We start from the raw sequence: 19307 nt of genomic DNA, 5'->3' as shown, positions 1-19307 counted from the left end.
GTTATAGAAAGTCATATCGGTTTGTCTTTCCTTTAAAGTAGAAGTTTAGCAATATCCTCCCAAGTGGCCACTCTATTGTATCCGGTATCTTCAACATTATGAGGAGAATTAAATAATAGCGTATCCCCTTGAAAATTTTCCAAGTTATAAGATCTGTCATCAATAAGAACATCGCCATTTAATATAAATTTATCACCGCACATAATACGATGCTGCCATGTAATGAAAGGCATATGCTCATCTAACCACTCGCTTTTCTCAAATAGCGAATTCGGAAATTGAGTTGCTGCTGTTGCAATGTAGACTTCATGTCTATTATAGAGCGCTTCCATAACTAATATACTGTCTTTAATAGGTTTTAAGTCTCTAAAAAAACCAGGTTGCAAGGCGTGTTGTCTAATACTTTCTTGATGTACTTTTGGGACATTATGCCACATTTCACCAGAAGAAATTTGAGAAATACATAATTCTTGTTGATGCTCTTTATTGTATAATTCTATGTGTTTACCGTAAGTGTCTGCGAGGACGTCGTCCATGTCTACGAATATTGTCATCGGGTTGGTTTTTTACGAAGGTCTTAATAATAGTGAGAAGAAACAATAGAGGAGAGGATAATTTAATAGTTATTTAATATTTTGATAGCTATAAATCCTTTATTTAATAACTACGTTCAGACTTATTTCTATAATGAGATTCCACATGTCATAACATTTCAATAAAATCGTTAATGCTATATAAGCAAAAAGCTCGTAAATAAATTATTTACAAGCTTTTCACAACGCTAACCAAAATGAGGGTTTTGGCTCAGCTGTATATTAATTCTCTGAAGTACCAGAAGCTGATATATTCTGTAGTGCTTGAGAAATCGTATTTAATGTATCATCATTATTATTTAAATAATGTCTTTCCGCAACATAAAATGGGTCGTTATAAATGACAGTTACGTCGCCATCACTATTTTCATAAATCAACATTTTTTGAGGCAAGTCTAAAGCTGTAGTTCTTGATTCTGACATTAACGGTGTTCCTAAAGTAGGGTTTCCAAAAATTATTAATTTGGAAGGTACTAAATCCATAGCCACACTTTGTGCATTAGCTTGGTGATCTAACTCTGCGATAATGGTTATTGCTTCTAAATTATTTAACGTATTTACTATTGAATTATAGGTAGTATCGAAATCGTTAGTGCTCGTCACAGAAATAATTCCGTCACTTTCAAGAGGAGTTACTGCGTTTAAAATAACCGCTTGCTCTGTTGTGCTATTTACTATATTTGATAGCGCAGCTGTAATCATATCTGAAGATGACACCGTGCCTATATTATGTCTATTAATTAAATAGTCTACGGAATTATAAGCCACTACAGTATCGCCATCCTCATCAGTATACACAGTAATACGCTGGGGTAAATCTAATCCTGATTTAATATTATTTTGCATAATTGGAGTACCTAATGCTGGATTACCGAAATAAACGGTCCGCGTAAAACCTAAATCTAATCCTACGTTCTGAGCATTTTCAGAATGGTTAATTTCGGCAATAATACCAATGTTCTCGTTGCTATTTAACTGAGATATAATCGCATCGTAAATATCCGAAGGCGACGCATCGGTTTCGATATATCCAATACCTTCTGTCTCTGGATAATTATTGTTATTTGAATTACTTTTTTCGTCATCCTTGCAGCCCGAAAACAATAACAACACGCTGCATACTATTGGGATAAATTTAATGGTTCTCATAATGATATGGTCTATTTTTGTTAAGATTTGAGTTTAGATGTAGCCTTTTTAGGCTATTTTAAGTGAAAGATTCAGCTAGTCTTTTGGATTACCTTACCACAATCCTAAGAATTTATCGCTTTATATTGTATCATTTGCTTAAATGATAACTGCCTTATATTTCACTTTATTATAATTAATCAATCGTTCTATGATTATTAATGATAAAAATGATTCAAATTTAAAGATTACAGCCTATTATTCTTGACTTAAAACAACAAAATTTTAATGCTTTTAAGAAAGGTTAAATGTATCTTAATTGATTTCTATCCGTCAAATTAGTGCGTTAAAATCGTAACTTTATACTTCAAATTAATTCGAATAAAACATTATGCAAACACAATATTTACTAACTCCTTATCATAAAAACATTACTATAAAAAATCGTGTTATTATGGCACCGATGACGCGCAGTCGCGCTGATAACAAAGAAAAAGTGCCTACAGACGACTTGCAAGGTTTGTATTACGAACAGCGTGCTTCGGCTGGTTTAATTATTACAGAAGGTTCTCAGGTTTCTAAGGAAGCTGTAGGGTATATTAATACACCTGGTATCCACTCTAAAGCGCAGGTGGATGGTTGGAAAACGGTTACTAAACGTGTACATGACAAAGGAGGCACCATTTTTCTTCAACTATGGCATGTTGGCCGAATTTCTCATCCCGATTTTCACAATGGTGAATTACCTGTTTCTGCATCTGCGATTAACCCTAATGCGCAGTCATTTACTTCCAACGGATTTAAGGATACGGTAACGCCAAAAGCGATGACAGCTGGTGATATTAAACGCACTGTTAATGATTTTAAAAATGCAGCCGCTAATGCTGTGGAAGCCGGATTTGATGGTATTGAGTTACATTCGTCTAATGGGTATTTATTTCAGCAGTTTTTCAACGGCTGTTCTAATACTAGGACTGACGAATATGGTGGTTCTATCACAAACAGAACGCGTTTCTTTTTTGAGGTGTTAGACGCTATGAAAACAGTAATTCCTCAAGAAAAAATTGGAGTACGATTTAATCCGTCGTTACATGGATTATTTGGGATTACGATAGATGAAGAAACTATTCCGACATTTGAATATATTATTAAAAAATTGAATGATTATAATTTGGCCTACGTGCATTTGTCAGAACCATTTACGGATGTTTCGGACGTGCCTTATGCTGTGACTGATATTGCGAAGCATTTTCGTCCGTTGTATAATGGGACATTAATGATTAATACTAATTTCGATCAAGAGGAAGGAAATAAAGTCATTGCTGATGGTGATGTTGACTTAGTGGCTTATGGAAAGCCTTTTATTTCTAATCCGGATTTAGTAGAGCGTTTTGAGAAACACTTTGAATTAGCGGATTGGGATAAGGATACGTTCTATACTCCTGGTAAAAAAGGGTATACGGATTATTCGTTTGCTTCTGAGTAATTGTTATGGTTCTTATTGAGGTTTAAATTGGCATTGTGAAGCTTATGTTTTGCGATGCCTTTTTGTTTGCTTTTAATTTTTATACGTTCATTTTAGTTCACTAGGTTTCTATTTTATTAAATCGGTGTTCATGAATGCTATCGCATTTGTCTTGACACAAACTGCGCAGCACATCATGAGATCCATAAAATAAGCTAGGCGAATAAACGAACCAAAAAGTCAAAACGATTTGTTAGGAATTTACTCATGGGTTTCTATTGTTTAGGTTTGGAATTCGTGAATGCTATCGCATTTGTCTACGCACCATTCGCTAATACATTAAAAATTTGAGGTTTTTATGAAGATTAAATTTTTAATACTTGATTGTGTAAATGAACTTTATTTCTAACTCATTATTTCTGAAAATCGTTGGTTCCGACGCTGTCGGAATTTGGGTGTTGATTGTTTGCTTGTGGTTTGTTTTCTTTTTCTTTCTTGATATGTTCTTTTGATGAAGTTCGTCAGTTCGAGTGAATTTTACGATTGTAATGAATGAAATTAGTATTGAGAACTTCTATTCTTATTTGTGTTTTAGTTTTGATCGTGGTTCTTGTAATAATTCGATGAGAAGATCGGGATATTTGATCTATTGATTTAATACGTTCATTTTTGAAGGACCAAAAACGAACCAAAAAGTCCTATGCTGTCGAAGGTATTTTTAATAGCACTTTGGTGCTATTAAAACCATAAAAAAAATCCTAAATAGCTTCCAAGGCTTCAGCTATTTTTAACGGATTTTGATTATATATATTGCCGACAGCCTTTCCGACTATGTCGGAATTTGGGTGTTGCTCGTTTGCTTGCAGTTTGTTTTTGTTTGTTTCTTGTTGTCTCTTTTAGCTTTGCTACTTCACCATCACATAGACTAAACAAAAAAATCAAAACCCAAAACAGCGCTTATTATACCTGCTATTATTGCGGTTTTGATTGTATTTATTCTATATAGTGCTTAAACGTATGACGATTTAAGCAAAGCTTTAAACTAATTGTCTTTAGTATTTTCAATATCTAGCTCTAAATTTTCATTATGGTCACTCCCTAAACTGTGATGCCTATTTTCTTCATCTGCATATCTCTCATTAGTTAATGGTCTTGCATTTCTACCTCCTGGTATATCTAGATTTTTTGCTGCGAAATCAGGCTCATTTTCACGTTTTTTTAGTATTTCGTCATCTCCATTGTCTTGTCTTAGGTTTCCAGATTTATCTCCTAAAATCTTTTCATCTTCTTTTGTAATATCTGAATTGTACTTTGCTTTTTTGTCTTCGCTTTTCATAACTTTTAATTTTAAGATTTACTCAAATTTAAAAATTATTAGCCTTGGGTATTGACTGAGACAAACAAAATTTTAATGGTATTACTCAGTACAAACTAAGTACTTGCAAACGAATTAATCTTGTTACAGCCATAGCTGAAGGGTGTGCGAGGCGCTAGACGCCCCTGTCCTCATGCAAATTTTCAAGAAATCTCAATTATAGGAATATTAAATTTCTGTATTAATATTTTTTCTTCTTGTTAATTATCGGAATCGTAAAGTGAATCTAGTTATTAGATTCTAGTTAATATTTGTTGTACTTTGTTGGGGTGCAATGCCTCATAAGGCCTAATCACATCAATTTTAGAATTAATTTCGGATTAAAACTCATTAAGCTTTTCAGCTTTAAATATGCTAATTAAAATTAACAGATACTTAAACCGCTTATGCCAAAACTAGATTTCTCCGCTTATGACACTAAAGGTTTTTATGACGAAATGTTTGATGAAAACAATAACGTTAGACCTAATTACAAACTATTTGCCGAACGCTTGCAAAGTTTAAGTCAGAAGAAGTTAAATACATTACAACATGCTACAGATCGCGCTCAGCTTTCTTTAGGAATGACTTTTAATGTTTACAGTGATAACCAAGGAGTAGAGCGGATTCTTCATTTAGATATTATCCCCAGAATTATTGGCAGTGACGAATGGACACAACTTGAAAAAGGGTTGCAACAACGTATCAAAGCGCTAAACCTGTTTATTCAAGACATCTATAATGATCAAAAGGTTATTAAGGACAAAATTATTCCTAAGGAAATGATTTTATCTAGTGCCTCTTATTTAAAGGAATTGGAAGGTTTTAAGCCACCGAAAGATATTTGGTGTCATATTACGGGATCGGACTTAATAAAAGGAGGAGATGGTCAGTATTATGTTCTTGAAGACAATTTAAGATGTCCATCTGGCGTATCCTATATGCTTGAAAATCGCGAAATCTTAAAACGCACATTTCCTGAGTTATTTGAACAACTCGATGTCAAACCTGTTTATAATTACACGCATACCTTAAGAGATACTTTAGAATCATTAGTCGATATAGACAAACCAACGGTTGTAGTGATGACCCCTGGGATGTATAATTCAGCTTATTTTGAACATTCATATTTGGCCCAACAAATGGGAGCAGAGTTGGTAGAAGGTCGGGATTTGGTCGTGAAAAATGATATCGTTTATATGATTACCACTAATGGTCTTAAACGTGTGGATGTGATTTACCGTCGTGTGGATGATGATTTTATAGATCCAGAAGTCTTTAATAAGAAATCACTACTAGGAACACCTGGACTTTTTAGAGCCTATCTTAAAGGTAATGTTGTTTTGGTTAACGCACCAGGCACAGGAGTGGTAGATGATAAAGCTGTTTACGCTTACATTCCAAGAATCATTAAGTATTACTTAGGTGAGGATATGATCTTACCGAACGTAAAAACTTATATCTGTGATGAAGAATCTGATCGTAAATATGTCATTGAAAATATTGATAAATTGGTCGTGAAGCAAACCGATGCTTCTGGTGGTTATGGTATGCTGATTGGTCCTAAATCGACTAAAAAAGAGCAAGAAGAATTCATCGCAAAAATTAAACAAAAGCCAAGAAATTATATTGCACAACCGATGATTAATTTATCTCGCGTCCCAACGATATCTGACAACACAATTGAAGGTCGCCATGTGGATTTACGGCCATATGCTTTATACGGGGAGGATATAAAAATTATTCCGGGAGCACTTACACGTGTGGCTTTGGAAAAAGGTTCTATTGTGGTGAACTCATCACAAGGAGGAGGTAGTAAAGATACTTGGGTTTTAAACAGTTAAAAAATATTCTATGTTAGGCAGAGTCGCAAATACCATATATTGGATGAACAGATATCTTGAACGTGCAGAAAACTATGCGCGTTTTATGGATGTAAATTATAATTTATCATTAGAGTTACCACCTAATGAAGTAGAGCAGTGGCAACCGCTTGTTTTAATAACAGGAGATTGGGAACTTTATGAATCGTTATATCCTAAAGTTGAAAAATGTAAGGTAATTTATTTTTTAACCTTCGATAAAGAGAACCCGAACTCAATTTTTAATTGTATTTCTAACGCAAGAGAAAATGCCCGAGCAGTCCGCGCTGAAATTACAAAAGAGGTTTGGGAACAAATCAATGCACTTTATTATTTAGTTAAAGGCGCCGCAGCCAAAAAGAATCAGTCAGATAAAGAATTAAGACGGTTTTTTACGGATATAAAAAATGGGTGTCAATTGGTATATGGAATGTATTATGCGACTATATCTCGTAACGATGGTTGGCATTTTGCCAAATTAGGTCAATTAATTGAACGTGCCGATAAAACCTCTCGTGTGTTAGATGCTAAATATCATTTATTATTAAAATCCCCAAAATTAGTGGGATCGTCTTTAGATTTAATTCAATGGGCCGCCCTTTTAAAATCGGTGAGTGCTTATGATATGTACAGAAAAAAGAATGGAAAACTAACTTCTTCGGGCATTGCTGAATTCTTGATTTTAGACACAGAATTTCCAAGATCAATATTAGCATGTTTACTAAGTGCCGAACGTTGTTTAATTACCTTATCAGGTAGTTCTGTTGGGTTTAGTAATATCGCACAAAAGAAACTAGGTGTTTTAAAGTCGCAATTAGAATATGCCGATATTAATGATATAATTGCCGAAGGTATGCATGAGTACTTAGATGATATTCAAGGTAAGTTGAACGACATTTCATCTGCTATTTATAATTCGTTCTTTTCTATAGAACCTTATATTCAGCAGCAGTCGCAGAGTCAGCTATAATAATTAGTTTGGAAGCCTTTAGCTCTTAGCTATTCGCCATTAGTCTTACTCTTTGTTGATATAAGTTAAATTTTAAACGCTGTTTTTTAATGACATTCAAAATCACACATCAAACCCACTATACATTTGATTCAGACGTGTTTTTGGAACCCCATTATTTAAGATTTAGACCAAGAGCTACTGCTTATCTCGATGTAACAAATTTTTCATTAGAAATTTCACCGCAGCCAATAGGTCATAAAGTGATTTTAGATGAAGATCACAATAGCATTAACTTCTGTTGGTATGAAGGTATGACGAATCAACTTCAAATCACAGCCACTAGTGTGTTGGAAACTAAGGACTTTAACCCGTTTGAATTTCTGGTGTATCCTTTAGCGTTTAACCAATTGCCGTTTCAATATGATGCGCTTCAGAAAAAAATATTGTTTTCAGCTTTAGAAGGTCAGCTTATTTCGCAAGCGTTATTGGATTATGGAGCTGCAATTGTGAAAAATTCGCAGTTTAAAACCATTCCCTATTTAAGACATCTTACCCAACAATTACATGATGACTTTAAGGTTGAATATAGAGAAGTTGGATCGCCTTTAGCTCCAGATATCACATTTCAACTCAAAAGAGGGTCGTGTCGTGATTTGTCTTGGATGCAAATTCACTTATTACGACAGCAAGGTTTTGCAGCGCGCTTTGTAAGTGGCTACTATTATTTTGAAATGCTTCAGCCAGAATACGAATTGCACGCTTGGGTAGAAGTCTTTTTACCTGGAACGGGCTGGATAGGCTTAGATCCTAGTCATGGTATGTTAACCGGAAACACGCATTTTCCTATCGCTTCTAGCGCATTTTTTGAGCAAACCATGCCAGTTTCAGGCGGTATACGTGGTAGCGCTAATTCCACATTAAAGACGAATTTATCCATCGCGACATTATAACTAAGGATTACCATTGTAGAAGTGATACAGTTCATAAAATTTTGAAATCGATTCATAAAATAACCGTTCTTTGCAAGATTAAATAACTTTGATTTGTCATGAAAATATTTCAATGTGGAAATTGTAATGCTTCTGTGTTTTTTGAAAACTACAGTTGCGATACCTGTGGTCATTTAACAGGCTATAGAGCAACAGACCGTACAATGCTTGCTTTTTCTCCAGATATAGCTGCACTTATTTCAGAAAGAGAGCATGATGAATATAAGTATTGCAAGAATAATACCTACAAGGTTTGCAATTGGGTGCTAGAGAAGGATGATCCTGAAGATTATTGTAGTGCCTGCCAACTCAATAGAACGATTCCTAATCTTTCTATACCCGATTCCGATAACTTTGAAAACTGGCAGCATCTTGAAATTGCCAAGCATCGCTTAATCTATCAATTACAGAAAATAGGTTTGCCATTAGCGAGCAAACTTAAGCATGAACATGGCTTATGTTTTGATTTCGTAGAAAAACTCAATAACCCAAAATTAATGACGGGTCATGCGGATGGAGTCATAACCATATTAATTAGAGAAGGCAATTCTGTTTTAAGAGAGCAAGCTAGAAAGGAGATGATAGAACCTTACAGAACATTAGTTGGACATTTACGACACGAAGTAGGCCATTATTTTTGGAATGTTTTAGTACGAGATGATGCTAAAGTTTTAGCTGAATACAGAACTATTTTTGGTGATGAAAGCCAGGATTATTCTGAAGCGCTTCAAAGCTATTATAAAGAAGGAGCACCGAAAGATTGGCAAAAATCATTTATTAGTGCCTATGCGACTTCGCATCCTTGGGAAGACTGGGCAGAAACTTGGGCCCATTATTTACATATTATGGATATGGTAGAAACCGCCTATTTCTTTCGCTTGAATGTAAATCCGAAATTTAAATCGAAGGCCTTAAAAACAAAAGTGTCCTTTGATCCTTATACGAAAACGAATTTTGATATTATTTTAAGAAAGTGTGTTCCGTTGTCCTTGGCTGTAAATAGTATCAATAGAGCGATGGGAATTCCGGATGTTTATCCGTTTGTGATTTCACCACCAATAATTGAGAAATTGAAATTCATTCATCGGTTACTCCTGTTTAAGCGTAATTAATGTAAGGCGATATTAAATGATTATTGTTGTTGCGACTGGCTCTGCATTTGATGTAAGTCAGACACTGCAGGTCTTAAATCTACAGCAACTTCCATAGTGTTTTTACCCATACTATAAATCACTCCTTTTAAAGGAGGGACATCATAATAATCTCTACCGTGCGCCACAACGATGTGTTGGTTTTTTGGAATTTGGTTATTCGTCGGGTCAAAATCGACCCAACCATATGTTGGAATGTAGACGGAAAACCAAGCATGAGAAGCATCGGTTCCTACGAGCTTTTCTTTGCCTTTCGGTGGAACCGTTTCAATATAACCACTCACATATTTAGCTGGTAAATCCATAGAACGCACGCAAGCAATTGCGATTTGTGCAAAATCTTGACAAACCCCTTTTTTGGCACTCATAACAGCTTCCAAAGGTGTAGCGATATTGGTGAAACCTGGTACAAAATCAAAATCCGTATAAATGCGTTGCATTAGCTCATAAGTAGCTTCGTAAAGAGAACGTTCAGGCTTAAACGATAGTGCTGCATAGGCTTTGATGTCTTCACTAGATGTTGATATTAATGGAGAAGGCATTACAAATTGTCTGGCGTCAATAAGATCTGAATCTGTACCTTTTAAGTGTACTTTCGTATCTTCTACAGTGACTTTTTTAGCTCGTAAAAAAAGGCTTTCATCAAACTGTTTACTATAATCTCGCTCTACTTTACTACGTGCAATAACAATTAACTCCTTATGATGCTGTTGTATTGAAAATCGTGTTACAGCATTTCCAAAGAAATCTAAGCGTTCAGTAATATCGGTTGGAGTAGGTGTAATTTCTAAATTATAATCCAAAAGCGTTTGTCCTGGAAAACTCTTAGGTTTTAATGTGGTTAAATTATGGCAGAACGAAGCGCCATGTTCATATGTGTATTTCGTTTTATGCCAGAGATCAAAAATCATATTACGTCGTGATATTTCGGTTAACCAACTGTTTTTGTGGTTGCGAATGATTAAAATAAGTATCTGAAATGGATAAGGATGTGACATGTAATAAATCACTTAAATCTGACAATACTGTATCCATGTTTTCGCGCATATTAGATTTAGGATCTACAACTAAAAGTTCTGCAACGTTTAAACTATCAATTTTAGAAATGACTGTATTGATGTTTTCTTGACACACAGTAAGCTGTGCGTTTTCATTTATATTTGGTAACTTATCTATGTCTTTCTTTAAGCGGTGCATTTGACAGGTCAAGGATCTCGAATATTCTTTATCTAAAATAATCAAATTCAATACGTTTTCTAAACTTAAATACGAGTTGTAACTGTATCGGTAAATATTTAAGCTTTCATGACTATTTAACAAGGATTCTAAAATTTCATATTCTAATTCTTCATCGTGATTTACAATTAACAAGGCTCTGAATTTTTCAATATTCATGGCACCAATTTCTAGCTGTAAACCAATAAAATAGAGTAGGAGGCCTTGACGAACGAGAATACTTTCTTCAGTAAGCGTCATAAAAGCGATGAGCCTTGTAATGATCTTATCGAAAAAATTAGTCAGTTTGTAAACGGTGTAATCCTCTTCCTTTTTTAAGTTTTTTATATGTTTCTGAATACCATCAAAAACGCGCCACATATCTCTAGACCATAAATTTCGTAAGGCATAATACGACGAACTAAAACTTTGCATGGATTGGGCAAAACTTCCAATTTTGGTTTCGTCTAAAATGATATCTTTTATCTCAACTAAAGGATTGTTTAACACCTCTTCATCTTCCGCCATAAAACCAGGAAACGTAGACGTGATTTTAGTAATGGATTGAAAGAGTATTTTTAAACTTTCAGATTCTGGTTTTCGGTCGTTGTATTGCGCATGTGTCATTTGACTGAGCACCATTCTTAAATAGCGCGCAGTCACTAAAGCTCTACCGATATATCTACCCGACCAAAATAAATTTTCTGCCGTATTACTCGGTACATCATTGATATCTGTAGAGCGACTAGAATTGGTTTTATTCCACGCATAATTTTGAAGTGTGGGTTGCGGAGCATCATTTACCACCCAAAAATCTTTACTCGTACCACCACGTTGATTAGACACAAATAACTCTTCGCGTTCTGGAGCCACGCGCACTAAGCCACCAGGCATTACACTATAACCGTCACCTTTTGCAATAGCGAACGTACGACAAGAAATTTTACGAGGTTCCAAGTGATGGCTGACAAAATTTGGTGCTGTAGAAAAGGATATTTTTTCTTGAGCTACGAATTTATGCGGATGTTCTAATATTTCTTTTTTAAGCTGTTCAAGGGCTTTTTTATCGAGAAATTCACAGAAATAGATATTTTCTCTATTAGATCTATCGATACGTTTCAATACAAAAGCTGATAAATCTGCAAGGACGTGCTTTCGTTCTTTTTCTTGACCACACCACCAAGACGCAATTTGTGGTAAGATTAAGTCTTCCTTTAAAAAGTACTTAGAAATATTTTCCATAAACGGAATCAAAGCAGGATTCTCTAAGACACCACTTCCAATAGGATTGACAACAGTAACGTTTTGTAAACGCACAGCTTCCAACAATCCAGCAACACCTAAATAAGAATCCTCACGTAATTCTAGAGGATCCATAAAGGTATCATCGATACGTCTTAATATGACATCAACTTGTTTTAAACCTTTTAAAGATTTTAACCATACTTTACCATGGCGCACCACTAAATCGTTTCCTTTTACCAATGGATACCCTAAAAATGACGATAAATACGCATGTTCAAAATAGGTTTCGTTATGCGGTCCTGGTGTTAATATGACCACCATTGGCCGTTCTACTTTGGTTGATGCCGAATTTAATAATAAGGCATTAAAATCATTAAAGAAATTAGACGGTTGTGTGACGTTGATATTTTTGAATAATTCAGGACTAATTTTACTTGTAGAAAATCGGTTTTCTAGTGCATAACCCATACCAGAAGGTGCTTGTGTGCGGTCGTTCACCACCCACATTCGTCCATCTGGCCCTCGCGCTAAATCTGCTGCGTAAACCGAAAGTTGTTTTGCGTTTTTATATTGAATTTGATCGCAAGCTCTTAAAAAACCACTGTGTGCATAAATGACTTCCGGTGGAATAATACCATTTTTAAGCAGGTCTCGTTTTCCATATAAATCCTTTAAAACAAGATTTAACAGTTCGGCACGTTGCTGAATTCCCTTTTCAACCTCACTCCATTCGTTTTGATGAATAACAAACGGTACCACATTGAGATCCCAAGGTCTGTTTAATCCTTTTGGATCGTTATAAACATTATAGGTTACACCGTTTTCTGCTAACAACCAATTGATTTCTGTCTGCTTTGAAGCAAGCTGTTTTGAACCAATATTTAATAAGTTTTTAGACAATACTTTCCAATTGTCTTTAATGCTCATTTTAGACGTGAGCAACTCATCGTAGCCAGGTGATGCTGAAAAATAATTTTCAAATAATGTCTTTGTTAGGGTCTTCATATAATGAATAACAACGCTTTTTATTTTTTACGTAAATCTAGAGTATAAGGAAATTCAAAATTAACTGGTAATTCCTTATAAGAAAAACGTTTTGAGCTACTTTTTTCTTCAACATTTCTTAAGGTTGGTTCGGTATCAAAAGTCATGTTTTCAAATGGACTAATTTCACCTTGTGTATGGCCAAATTCCCAGAAACGGTTGATGCGTCGCGATTCCGCTTCAAAGCTATTTACAGGATGCACATCATAAGAACGTCCACCAGGATGCGCTACAAAATAGGTGCAACCTCCAATTGAGCGTTTGTTCCAAGTATCTACAATATCAAAAACCAATGGAGTATCTGCTTCAATGGTTGGGTGTAGTGCAGAATAGGGGTTCCAAGCTTTGTAGCGAATACCAGCAACATATTCCCCTTTTACTCCTGTATTTTTCAATTGTACTTTAACTCCGTTACAGGTTAATACAAAACGTTCATCCACAAAATTGGATACTTTTACTTGTAAACGTTCTAAAGACGAATCAACATATCTTGCAGTTCCACCACCTGTCATTTCTTCGCCTAAAACATTCCAAGGTTCAATTCCTGCTCGTAATTCGAGATGAATATTGTTAATTTCTAACATGCCATGCAGTGGAAATCTAAATTCGAAAAACGGATTAAACCAATCTTCTTCAAATTGATAACCTGCTTTGTTTAATTGATCCACAATGTCTTTAATATCTTCTCTTACATAATGTTCAATTAAGAACTTATCATGCAACTCTGTTCCCCAACGCACTAAATTGTGCTCATACGGTTTTTTCCAGAACCAAGAGACTAAGGTTCTAACGAGTAGCATTTGCATTAAACTCATTTTAGGATGTGGTGGCATATCAAAACCACGCAATTCTAAAATTCCTAAGCGTCCGGTTGACGAATCTGGCGAGTATAGTTTATCGATACAAAATTCTGCACGGTGTGTGTTTCCTGTTAAATCGGTGAGTAAATGTCTAAATAAACGATCGGTTAACCAAAATGGGACCTCACCATCTTTTGGAATTTGACTAAAGGCAATTTCTAATTCGTATAAATTATCTTGTCGTGCTTCATCAATTCGCGGAGCCTGACTTGTAGGTCCAACAAATGAACCCGAAAATAAGTAACTTAATCCTGGATGATGCTGCCAAAACGTTAACAAACTTCTCAGTAAACTAGGCTTTCGTAATAGCGGACTATCCGCAGGACTTGTGCCTCCTAAAGTGACGTGATTACCACCTCCTGTGCCTGTATGTTTACCATCTAACATAAACTTTTCAGTCCCTAAACGCGATAGTTTGGCTTGCTCGTAAAAAGTGAGTGTATTATTCACTAAATCGGTCCAATTCGTTACGGGATGCACATTAACTTCAATGACACCAGGATCTGGAGTGATTTTTAAAGATTCTAACCTATTATCTTTGGGAGGATCATAACCTTCCATAATGACAGGCACTTTTAGTGCTTTCGCTGTAAATTCGATAGCTGCGATTAAATCTAAAAAGTTTTCAGCTGTATCTAATGGAGGTAAGAATAAATATAATTTGCCATCTCGTATTTCTGAACAAATCGCGGTTCTAACAAAATAATTAGGTTGATTGCTATCGTATCCATTCTCTATAAAATCTTTATGTCGTCTTTTAACGGAGTCTCTAAAGCTTGGTAATCGTTTCTTTTGAGAGAATAAATCGGGTTCATATACTGGAAATACTTCATTATCTGGTTTTTCTAATAAAGAACTTAATGGTAATCTGAGTCCCATTGGAGAATTACCAGGTGTTAGAAATAAGTGTTGTCTTCTAAATTCCCATTGACTTGTAAACCATTTCCCTTCCGTGCAATTTAAAGGCAGCAAATACCCCACTGGAGTGGACGTGCCTTTTTCTAAAATATCTTTGAGTTTATTTTTGACTAACGTATTGTCTCTATCTTTTGTAGGATCTACATCTATAGGGAGATTCCCGTGTTCCCATAAAAAATAGAAGGCATCTTCAAAACCTGGTATTATATGCTGTGTAGAAACCCCTAAATACGCCGTTAAGGTTTCTAAAAATAATTTATCGTAATCTGGTGGTACTGTATAATTGTCAACATACGTACCGAGATATCTTTTATTATACCAAATTGGTCTTTGATCTTTTCGCCAACAAATTTCTATTTGCCATCTTGGTAAAGGTTCGCCTGGATACCATTTACCCTGAGCATGATGCAACACACCACCTTTACCAAATTCGTGATGTAAACGTTTCGATAATTCTTTGGCAAGTTTTTGTTTGTGAGGTCCGTCTGCATCTGTATTCCATTCCGGAGACTCTAAATCATCAATTGAAATAAAGGTCGGTTCGCCTCCCATGGTTAAGCGTACATCATTCTTTTGTAATTGCCGTTCTACTTTATGCCCTAATTTATCAATGGCTTTCCATTGGTCTTCGGTATATGGCTTTGTGACTCGTGGTGATTCAAAAATTCGTGTGACTTTATTTTCAAAGAAGAACTCCGTTTCACATTTGTCGGTCATTCCCGAAACCGGAGCCGCACTTTCAAACGAAGGAGTACAGGCTAAAGGAATATGACCTTCTCCAGCTAATAGGCCAGAGGTAGCATCAAAACCAATCCAACCAGCACCAGGTAAATACACTTCTGCCCAAGCGTGTAAATCGGTAAAATCCTCTTCAGGACCAGAAGGGCCATCTAATGACTTTTCATCTGATCTTAGTTGCACCAAATAACCCGAAACAAATCGTGCTCCAAAACCTAAATGTCTTAAGGCTTGTACAAATAACCAGGCGTAATCTCTACACGATCCTTTTTTTGTTTCTAAGGTATCTTCACAGGTTTGAACACCAGGATCCATTCGGATATTATAGCTTAGATATTCGTATATTTTTTGATTCACATGAATTAAAAAATAGATGGTTTTTCTGGGAGTATAGTCTAGTGTTTCTAAAAATTCATTTAGTAATTCACCATCGTCTGTAATTTCTAAATAGGGCTGTAGCTCTTTTTTAACCGTTTCGGTATATTTAAACGGAAATTCCTCAGCATATTCTTCAATAAAAAAATCGAAAGGATTAATGGTTTGTAAATCTGCAATAATCTCAACGTCCACAGACAACTCATCTGTTTTCTCAGGAAACACCAGACGCGCCACATAATTACCAAATGGATCTTGTTGCCAGTTGAAAAATTGATTTTCTGGAGTAATCTTTATGGAATAGGATTCAATTGGAGTTCTAGAGTGTGGAGCTGGTCGTAATCTAAAAACATGCGGAGACAAGGATACTTTACGATCATATTTGTACGTAGTCTTATGAGATATTACAATTTTTAATGCCATAGCGTTCGTTGGTATATAAATTCAGTAGCACATTAGTTTGAATAACACTAATGTCTATGCAAAATAAGGTATTTTACCTAAACCTAATATGGAAACTAAACGATTGTTAATTTTTTTGGATTAATCCAATCAAAAGCAGAAATGGTTTTTAAAATCGTAATTAAAATGGTTAAAAAATACTCATTTCTGAATGAGTAGTCACCGTTTCTAGTAATTTCATACCTTTAAAAGAGTTTCCGTTGGGATTTAACTTAGGACTCCAAACCGCAATCGTAAAGTTATTAGGATATAAGGCGACAATACCTCCGCCAACACCACTTTTTCCTGGTAATCCAACTTTAAATGCAAATTCACCAGACTCATCATAGAAGCCACACGTAAGCATTAAAGCATTAATACGTTTAGTTTGGCTGCTTGTTAAAATCTTTTTGCCATCGTTTAATTTTAGGCCTCCATTAGCTAGAAATGAAAAGGTACGTGACAATTGCTCGCAATTCATTTCTAAAGAACACATATCGAAATAAAAATCTAATACTTCAGCAGGATCGTTTTTAATATTACCCAAAGACTTTATAAAATTACATAAGGCAACATTTCGGAAACCTGTGGCTTTTTCAGAATCAGCTATTTTATCAGAGTAGTTCAAATCGGGAATATCACTGAGGTCTCTGACAAATTCTAGAAACTCTTCCCTTGCATTTTCTAGATGCGAAATTAAGATGTCGCAAATAACAATAGCACCAGAGTTCACAAAAGGATTACGAGGAATACCTTTATACGTTTCTAGTAAAAGAAGCGAATCGAACTTAGTTCCCGAAGGCTCAACATCAATACGCGTCCAAATACGTTCTCCAAGAAATTTAACAGCTAAAGAGAGTGATAATACTTTGGCAATACTTTGAATAGAAAATTTCTCTAAATGGTCTCCAATTCCAAAATTATGACCGTCTAATTTTGTTATATGTACTCCAAATTTATCGGGATCAACGTTCGCTAATTCCGGTATGTATGTTGCTAGTTTACCTTGATTTTTAAGGGGTTTCGTAAACTTGTATGCGTTTTCTATAATCTGACTGTAATCTGAATTCATGTGCTTTACTACTTTTGAAAAATTAGAGCAAGTTAAGTTTTAAATTGGTATTTCTAAATAGGTTGTCGTTCTGAAACTTATATTAATGTGTAGCTCATCTAATTGTTCATGGCTAAAAAACTGAAACCGCTACAATAATATTGAATTGGTTTTTATCTAATTTGAATATAAAATGAGAAAAACCCCAATCATAATGCCTGCTAAAGGCACTAATTTTTTACGTTTGTTTTGTTCTTTAAATACCAAACCACCAACGACAACGGCTATTAAGATTTGACTGCGTTTTATAGCCGATAAAAGCATAATTAAAGCATCCGGATCTTGTAAGGCTTTAAAATAGAAATAGTCTGCGGCTTGTAATAAGACTCCCACAGCAACAATGGACCAACGAAATTTAAAGGCTTGTCGTTTTTCTGCATACGGAAACCACGTGATGGTTAAGATGACTAGTAAAATTAATATGGTGTATAGGCAAAACCAGAATTGTAAGGTTTGTGGGTTGAGACTTAAGTTTTGAATTAAGAATTTATCATATAAACCACTGGAAGCACCTAAAAATGTAGCTCCAATTATAGCGAAAATCCATTTATTGCGTTTGAAGTTAATGCCTTCTTTTTTTCCTATTTTAGAATAAAGCATTACTGAAAAAATGATGAGGAAAAAGCCAATCCATTGTAAGGTATTTGGTTTTTCTTGGTAAATTAAAATGGCACCAATAAAGGTAAAAAATGGTCCTGCAGAACGAATGGGAGTCACAATCGTAATCGGCAAATGCTTTAAGGCTTGGTAGGCTAATATCCATGAACTCGCCATAATTGCTGATTTTATAAAAATAAAACCATGAGTTTGCCAAGGGATATATTGAAAATTGTAGCCATTAGCGAGCGCATATTCGGGCTGATACAACGACCAACAGTAAAAACTAGCAATAAATAAAAAACCACTAGAAACCGTTCCTAAAAGCACAGGAAATACTTCGTTTCCTTGTACGGCATGTTTTTTACATAAGTTGTGTAATCCTAAAAAGAGTGCGGCCAATAAGCCTAAATACATCCACATATTGGACTATAAATTTTAGTAATGAATTGTTGTGAAGGATTAAGATTTATCTACTCAAACGTATGTCTAATTTCACCCGTTGCAGATGCTTTCAACAACTGATTGAATGTTTTTATGCTGTCAAAATTTTCTGTGATTGCATCAGATACGGCAATTCCAGAAAGCCCTGTTTCTAATATATCTGTGACATCATCTGTGGTGATGTCACCAAAACCAATAATTGGTTTTTCTGTTATTAAAGCATTACTAATAGAGGCATAACCGTCTAAACTTAAAGCTTTAGTTGAACTATTTTTAGTTGATGACCTCAAAGGTCCTAACTTAATATAATCGATATCTTTAGCAAGTAATACCTCACAATCTTCTAAATTGTTTGCTGTACCACCAATAATTTGCCAAGTGTATAAAGCTGGTCTAACTGCAGTAGGGCAGATGTCTGATTTTTCTAAATGCACACCTTCTGCCTTAACTTCTTTAGCTATTTTATAATTAGAATTAATGATTAATCGTGTTTGAAAATGAAAGGTGATTTCTCGAGCAGCTTTGGCGATCTCTAAATATTTAGCATCCGAGACATCTGTAAGATGCAATTGTACTAACTCCGCACCAGATGTACATGCCTTTTGAATGTTTTCTAAATGCGCTTCAGGAGTATTTCCCTGAGATATGTAATGTAGTTTAGATATAATCATGTCGTGGTGTCTTAATATTAAGCCTTCTCTTTAAATGCGGCGCAAAAATACAAATGTTTGGTGGTGTAAGTCATTAATATCGAATAGAAATAGATGGCTTCTTAGATCCTTAAGACTCTAAATCTTAATCAAACGGACAAACAGACTTATGCAA

The 19307-nt window shown here is 35.1% G+C and carries 14 protein-coding genes; 5 read left to right on the top strand and 9 right to left on the bottom strand.

The annotated features are described in order from the left end of the window. Positions 1 to 32 precede the first annotated feature (32 nt). Together HM986_RS09890 and HM986_RS09885 are read right to left on the bottom strand one after the other, a co-directional pair. Positions 33 to 554: a 5' nucleotidase, NT5C type gene (locus tag HM986_RS09890; RefSeq protein WP_179334927.1), complete on the bottom strand. Its 522-nt coding sequence runs from the start codon at positions 552 to 554 to the stop codon at positions 33 to 35. Positions 555 to 815: 261 nt separating this feature from the next. Further along, entirely contained in the window at positions 816 to 1742 is a 927-nt protein-coding gene (locus tag HM986_RS09885; RefSeq protein ID WP_179334926.1) for a DUF302 domain-containing protein, read from the bottom strand. A gap of 370 nt (positions 1743 to 2112) precedes the next feature. Between HM986_RS09885 and HM986_RS09880 the strand changes: the two genes are divergently transcribed. After that, positions 2113 to 3207 (top strand): alkene reductase, encoded by a 1095-nt coding sequence (locus tag HM986_RS09880; protein ID WP_179334925.1) that lies wholly within the window; start codon positions 2113 to 2115, stop codon positions 3205 to 3207. Between the two features lie 1021 nt (positions 3208 to 4228). Here HM986_RS09880 and HM986_RS09875 read toward each other — a convergent pair. Next, a complete protein-coding gene (locus HM986_RS09875) occupies positions 4229 to 4522 on the bottom strand; it encodes a hypothetical protein (RefSeq protein ID WP_179334924.1) in 294 nt (97 codons plus the stop codon). 425 nt (positions 4523 to 4947) lie between these two features. Here HM986_RS09875 and HM986_RS09870 point away from each other — a divergent pair, with 425 nt between their 5' ends. From HM986_RS09870 to HM986_RS09855, 4 genes are all read left to right on the top strand, one after another. Beyond that, entirely contained in the window at positions 4948 to 6384 is a 1437-nt protein-coding gene (locus HM986_RS09870) for a circularly permuted type 2 ATP-grasp protein (RefSeq protein WP_179334923.1), read from the top strand. 10 nt (positions 6385 to 6394) lie between these two features. Next, positions 6395 to 7372, top strand: coding sequence for an alpha-E domain-containing protein (locus HM986_RS09865; RefSeq protein ID WP_179334922.1), 978 nt, complete (start codon positions 6395 to 6397; stop codon positions 7370 to 7372). An 89-nt stretch (positions 7373 to 7461) separates the two neighbouring features. Next, positions 7462 to 8304 (top strand): transglutaminase family protein, encoded by an 843-nt coding sequence (locus tag HM986_RS09860; protein ID WP_179334921.1) that lies wholly within the window; start codon positions 7462 to 7464, stop codon positions 8302 to 8304. Positions 8305 to 8402: 98 nt separating this feature from the next. Further along, entirely contained in the window at positions 8403 to 9455 is a 1053-nt protein-coding gene (locus HM986_RS09855) for a zinc-binding metallopeptidase family protein (protein ID WP_179334920.1), read from the top strand. A gap of 20 nt (positions 9456 to 9475) precedes the next feature. Here HM986_RS09855 and HM986_RS09850 read toward each other — a convergent pair whose 3' ends face one another. The 6 genes from HM986_RS09850 to HM986_RS09825 form a co-directional block, all read right to left on the bottom strand. Next, the gene (locus tag HM986_RS09850; protein ID WP_179334919.1) at positions 9476 to 10405 is read right to left on the bottom strand and encodes a transglutaminase family protein; all 930 of its coding nucleotides are present in this window, start codon (positions 10403 to 10405) and stop codon (positions 9476 to 9478) included. 1 nt (position 10406) lies between these two features. Beyond that, the gene (locus HM986_RS09845) at positions 10407 to 12959 is read right to left on the bottom strand and encodes a circularly permuted type 2 ATP-grasp protein (RefSeq protein ID WP_179334918.1); all 2553 of its coding nucleotides are present in this window, start codon (positions 12957 to 12959) and stop codon (positions 10407 to 10409) included. 20 nt (positions 12960 to 12979) lie between these two features. After that, complete coding sequence (locus HM986_RS09840) at positions 12980 to 16312, bottom strand: transglutaminase family protein (protein WP_179334917.1); 3333 nt, start codon at positions 16310 to 16312, stop codon at positions 12980 to 12982. Positions 16313 to 16481: 169 nt separating this feature from the next. Next, positions 16482 to 17402: a glutaminase gene (locus HM986_RS09835; protein WP_179334916.1), complete on the bottom strand. Its 921-nt coding sequence runs from the start codon at positions 17400 to 17402 to the stop codon at positions 16482 to 16484. Between the two features lie 156 nt (positions 17403 to 17558). After that, the gene (locus HM986_RS09830; RefSeq protein ID WP_179334915.1) at positions 17559 to 18461 is read right to left on the bottom strand and encodes an EamA family transporter; all 903 of its coding nucleotides are present in this window, start codon (positions 18459 to 18461) and stop codon (positions 17559 to 17561) included. A 50-nt stretch (positions 18462 to 18511) separates the two neighbouring features. Further along, positions 18512 to 19153, bottom strand: coding sequence for a thiamine phosphate synthase (locus tag HM986_RS09825; protein WP_179334914.1), 642 nt, complete (start codon positions 19151 to 19153; stop codon positions 18512 to 18514). Between the last annotated feature and the right edge of the window lie 154 nt (positions 19154 to 19307).

Origin of the sequence: Winogradskyella costae, from assembly GCF_013403865.1 — a bacterium.
In the GTDB taxonomy this organism is placed as follows: domain Bacteria; phylum Bacteroidota; class Bacteroidia; order Flavobacteriales; family Flavobacteriaceae; genus Winogradskyella; species Winogradskyella costae.
Note: the sequence above shows the minus strand (reverse complement) of the source record. Positions and strands in the feature narration are given on the sequence as shown.

Excerpts from the sequence above, each read along its gene's own strand:
- HM986_RS09860 (WP_179334921.1), top strand. The coding sequence starts at position 7,462 with ATGACATTCAAAATCACACATCAAACCCACTATACATTTGATTCAGAC.
- HM986_RS09840 (WP_179334917.1), bottom strand. The coding sequence starts at position 16,312 with ATGGCATTAAAAATTGTAATATCTCATAAGACTACGTACAAATATGAT.
- HM986_RS09830 (WP_179334915.1), bottom strand. The coding sequence starts at position 18,461 with ATGTGGATGTATTTAGGCTTATTGGCCGCACTCTTTTTAGGATTACAC.
- HM986_RS09855 (WP_179334920.1), top strand. The coding sequence starts at position 8,403 with ATGAAAATATTTCAATGTGGAAATTGTAATGCTTCTGTGTTTTTTGAA.
- HM986_RS09870 (WP_179334923.1), top strand. The coding sequence starts at position 4,948 with ATGCCAAAACTAGATTTCTCCGCTTATGACACTAAAGGTTTTTATGAC.
- HM986_RS09890 (WP_179334927.1), bottom strand. The coding sequence starts at position 554 with ATGACAATATTCGTAGACATGGACGACGTCCTCGCAGACACTTACGGT.
- HM986_RS09825 (WP_179334914.1), bottom strand. The coding sequence starts at position 19,153 with ATGATTATATCTAAACTACATTACATATCTCAGGGAAATACTCCTGAA.
- HM986_RS09865 (WP_179334922.1), top strand. The coding sequence starts at position 6,395 with ATGTTAGGCAGAGTCGCAAATACCATATATTGGATGAACAGATATCTT.
- HM986_RS09885 (WP_179334926.1), bottom strand. The coding sequence starts at position 1,742 with ATGAGAACCATTAAATTTATCCCAATAGTATGCAGCGTGTTGTTATTG.
- HM986_RS09875 (WP_179334924.1), bottom strand. The coding sequence starts at position 4,522 with ATGAAAAGCGAAGACAAAAAAGCAAAGTACAATTCAGATATTACAAAA.
- HM986_RS09835 (WP_179334916.1), bottom strand. The coding sequence starts at position 17,402 with ATGAATTCAGATTACAGTCAGATTATAGAAAACGCATACAAGTTTACG.
- HM986_RS09845 (WP_179334918.1), bottom strand. The coding sequence starts at position 12,959 with ATGAAGACCCTAACAAAGACATTATTTGAAAATTATTTTTCAGCATCA.
- HM986_RS09850 (WP_179334919.1), bottom strand. The coding sequence starts at position 10,405 with ATGATTTTTGATCTCTGGCATAAAACGAAATACACATATGAACATGGC.
- HM986_RS09880 (WP_179334925.1), top strand. The coding sequence starts at position 2,113 with ATGCAAACACAATATTTACTAACTCCTTATCATAAAAACATTACTATA.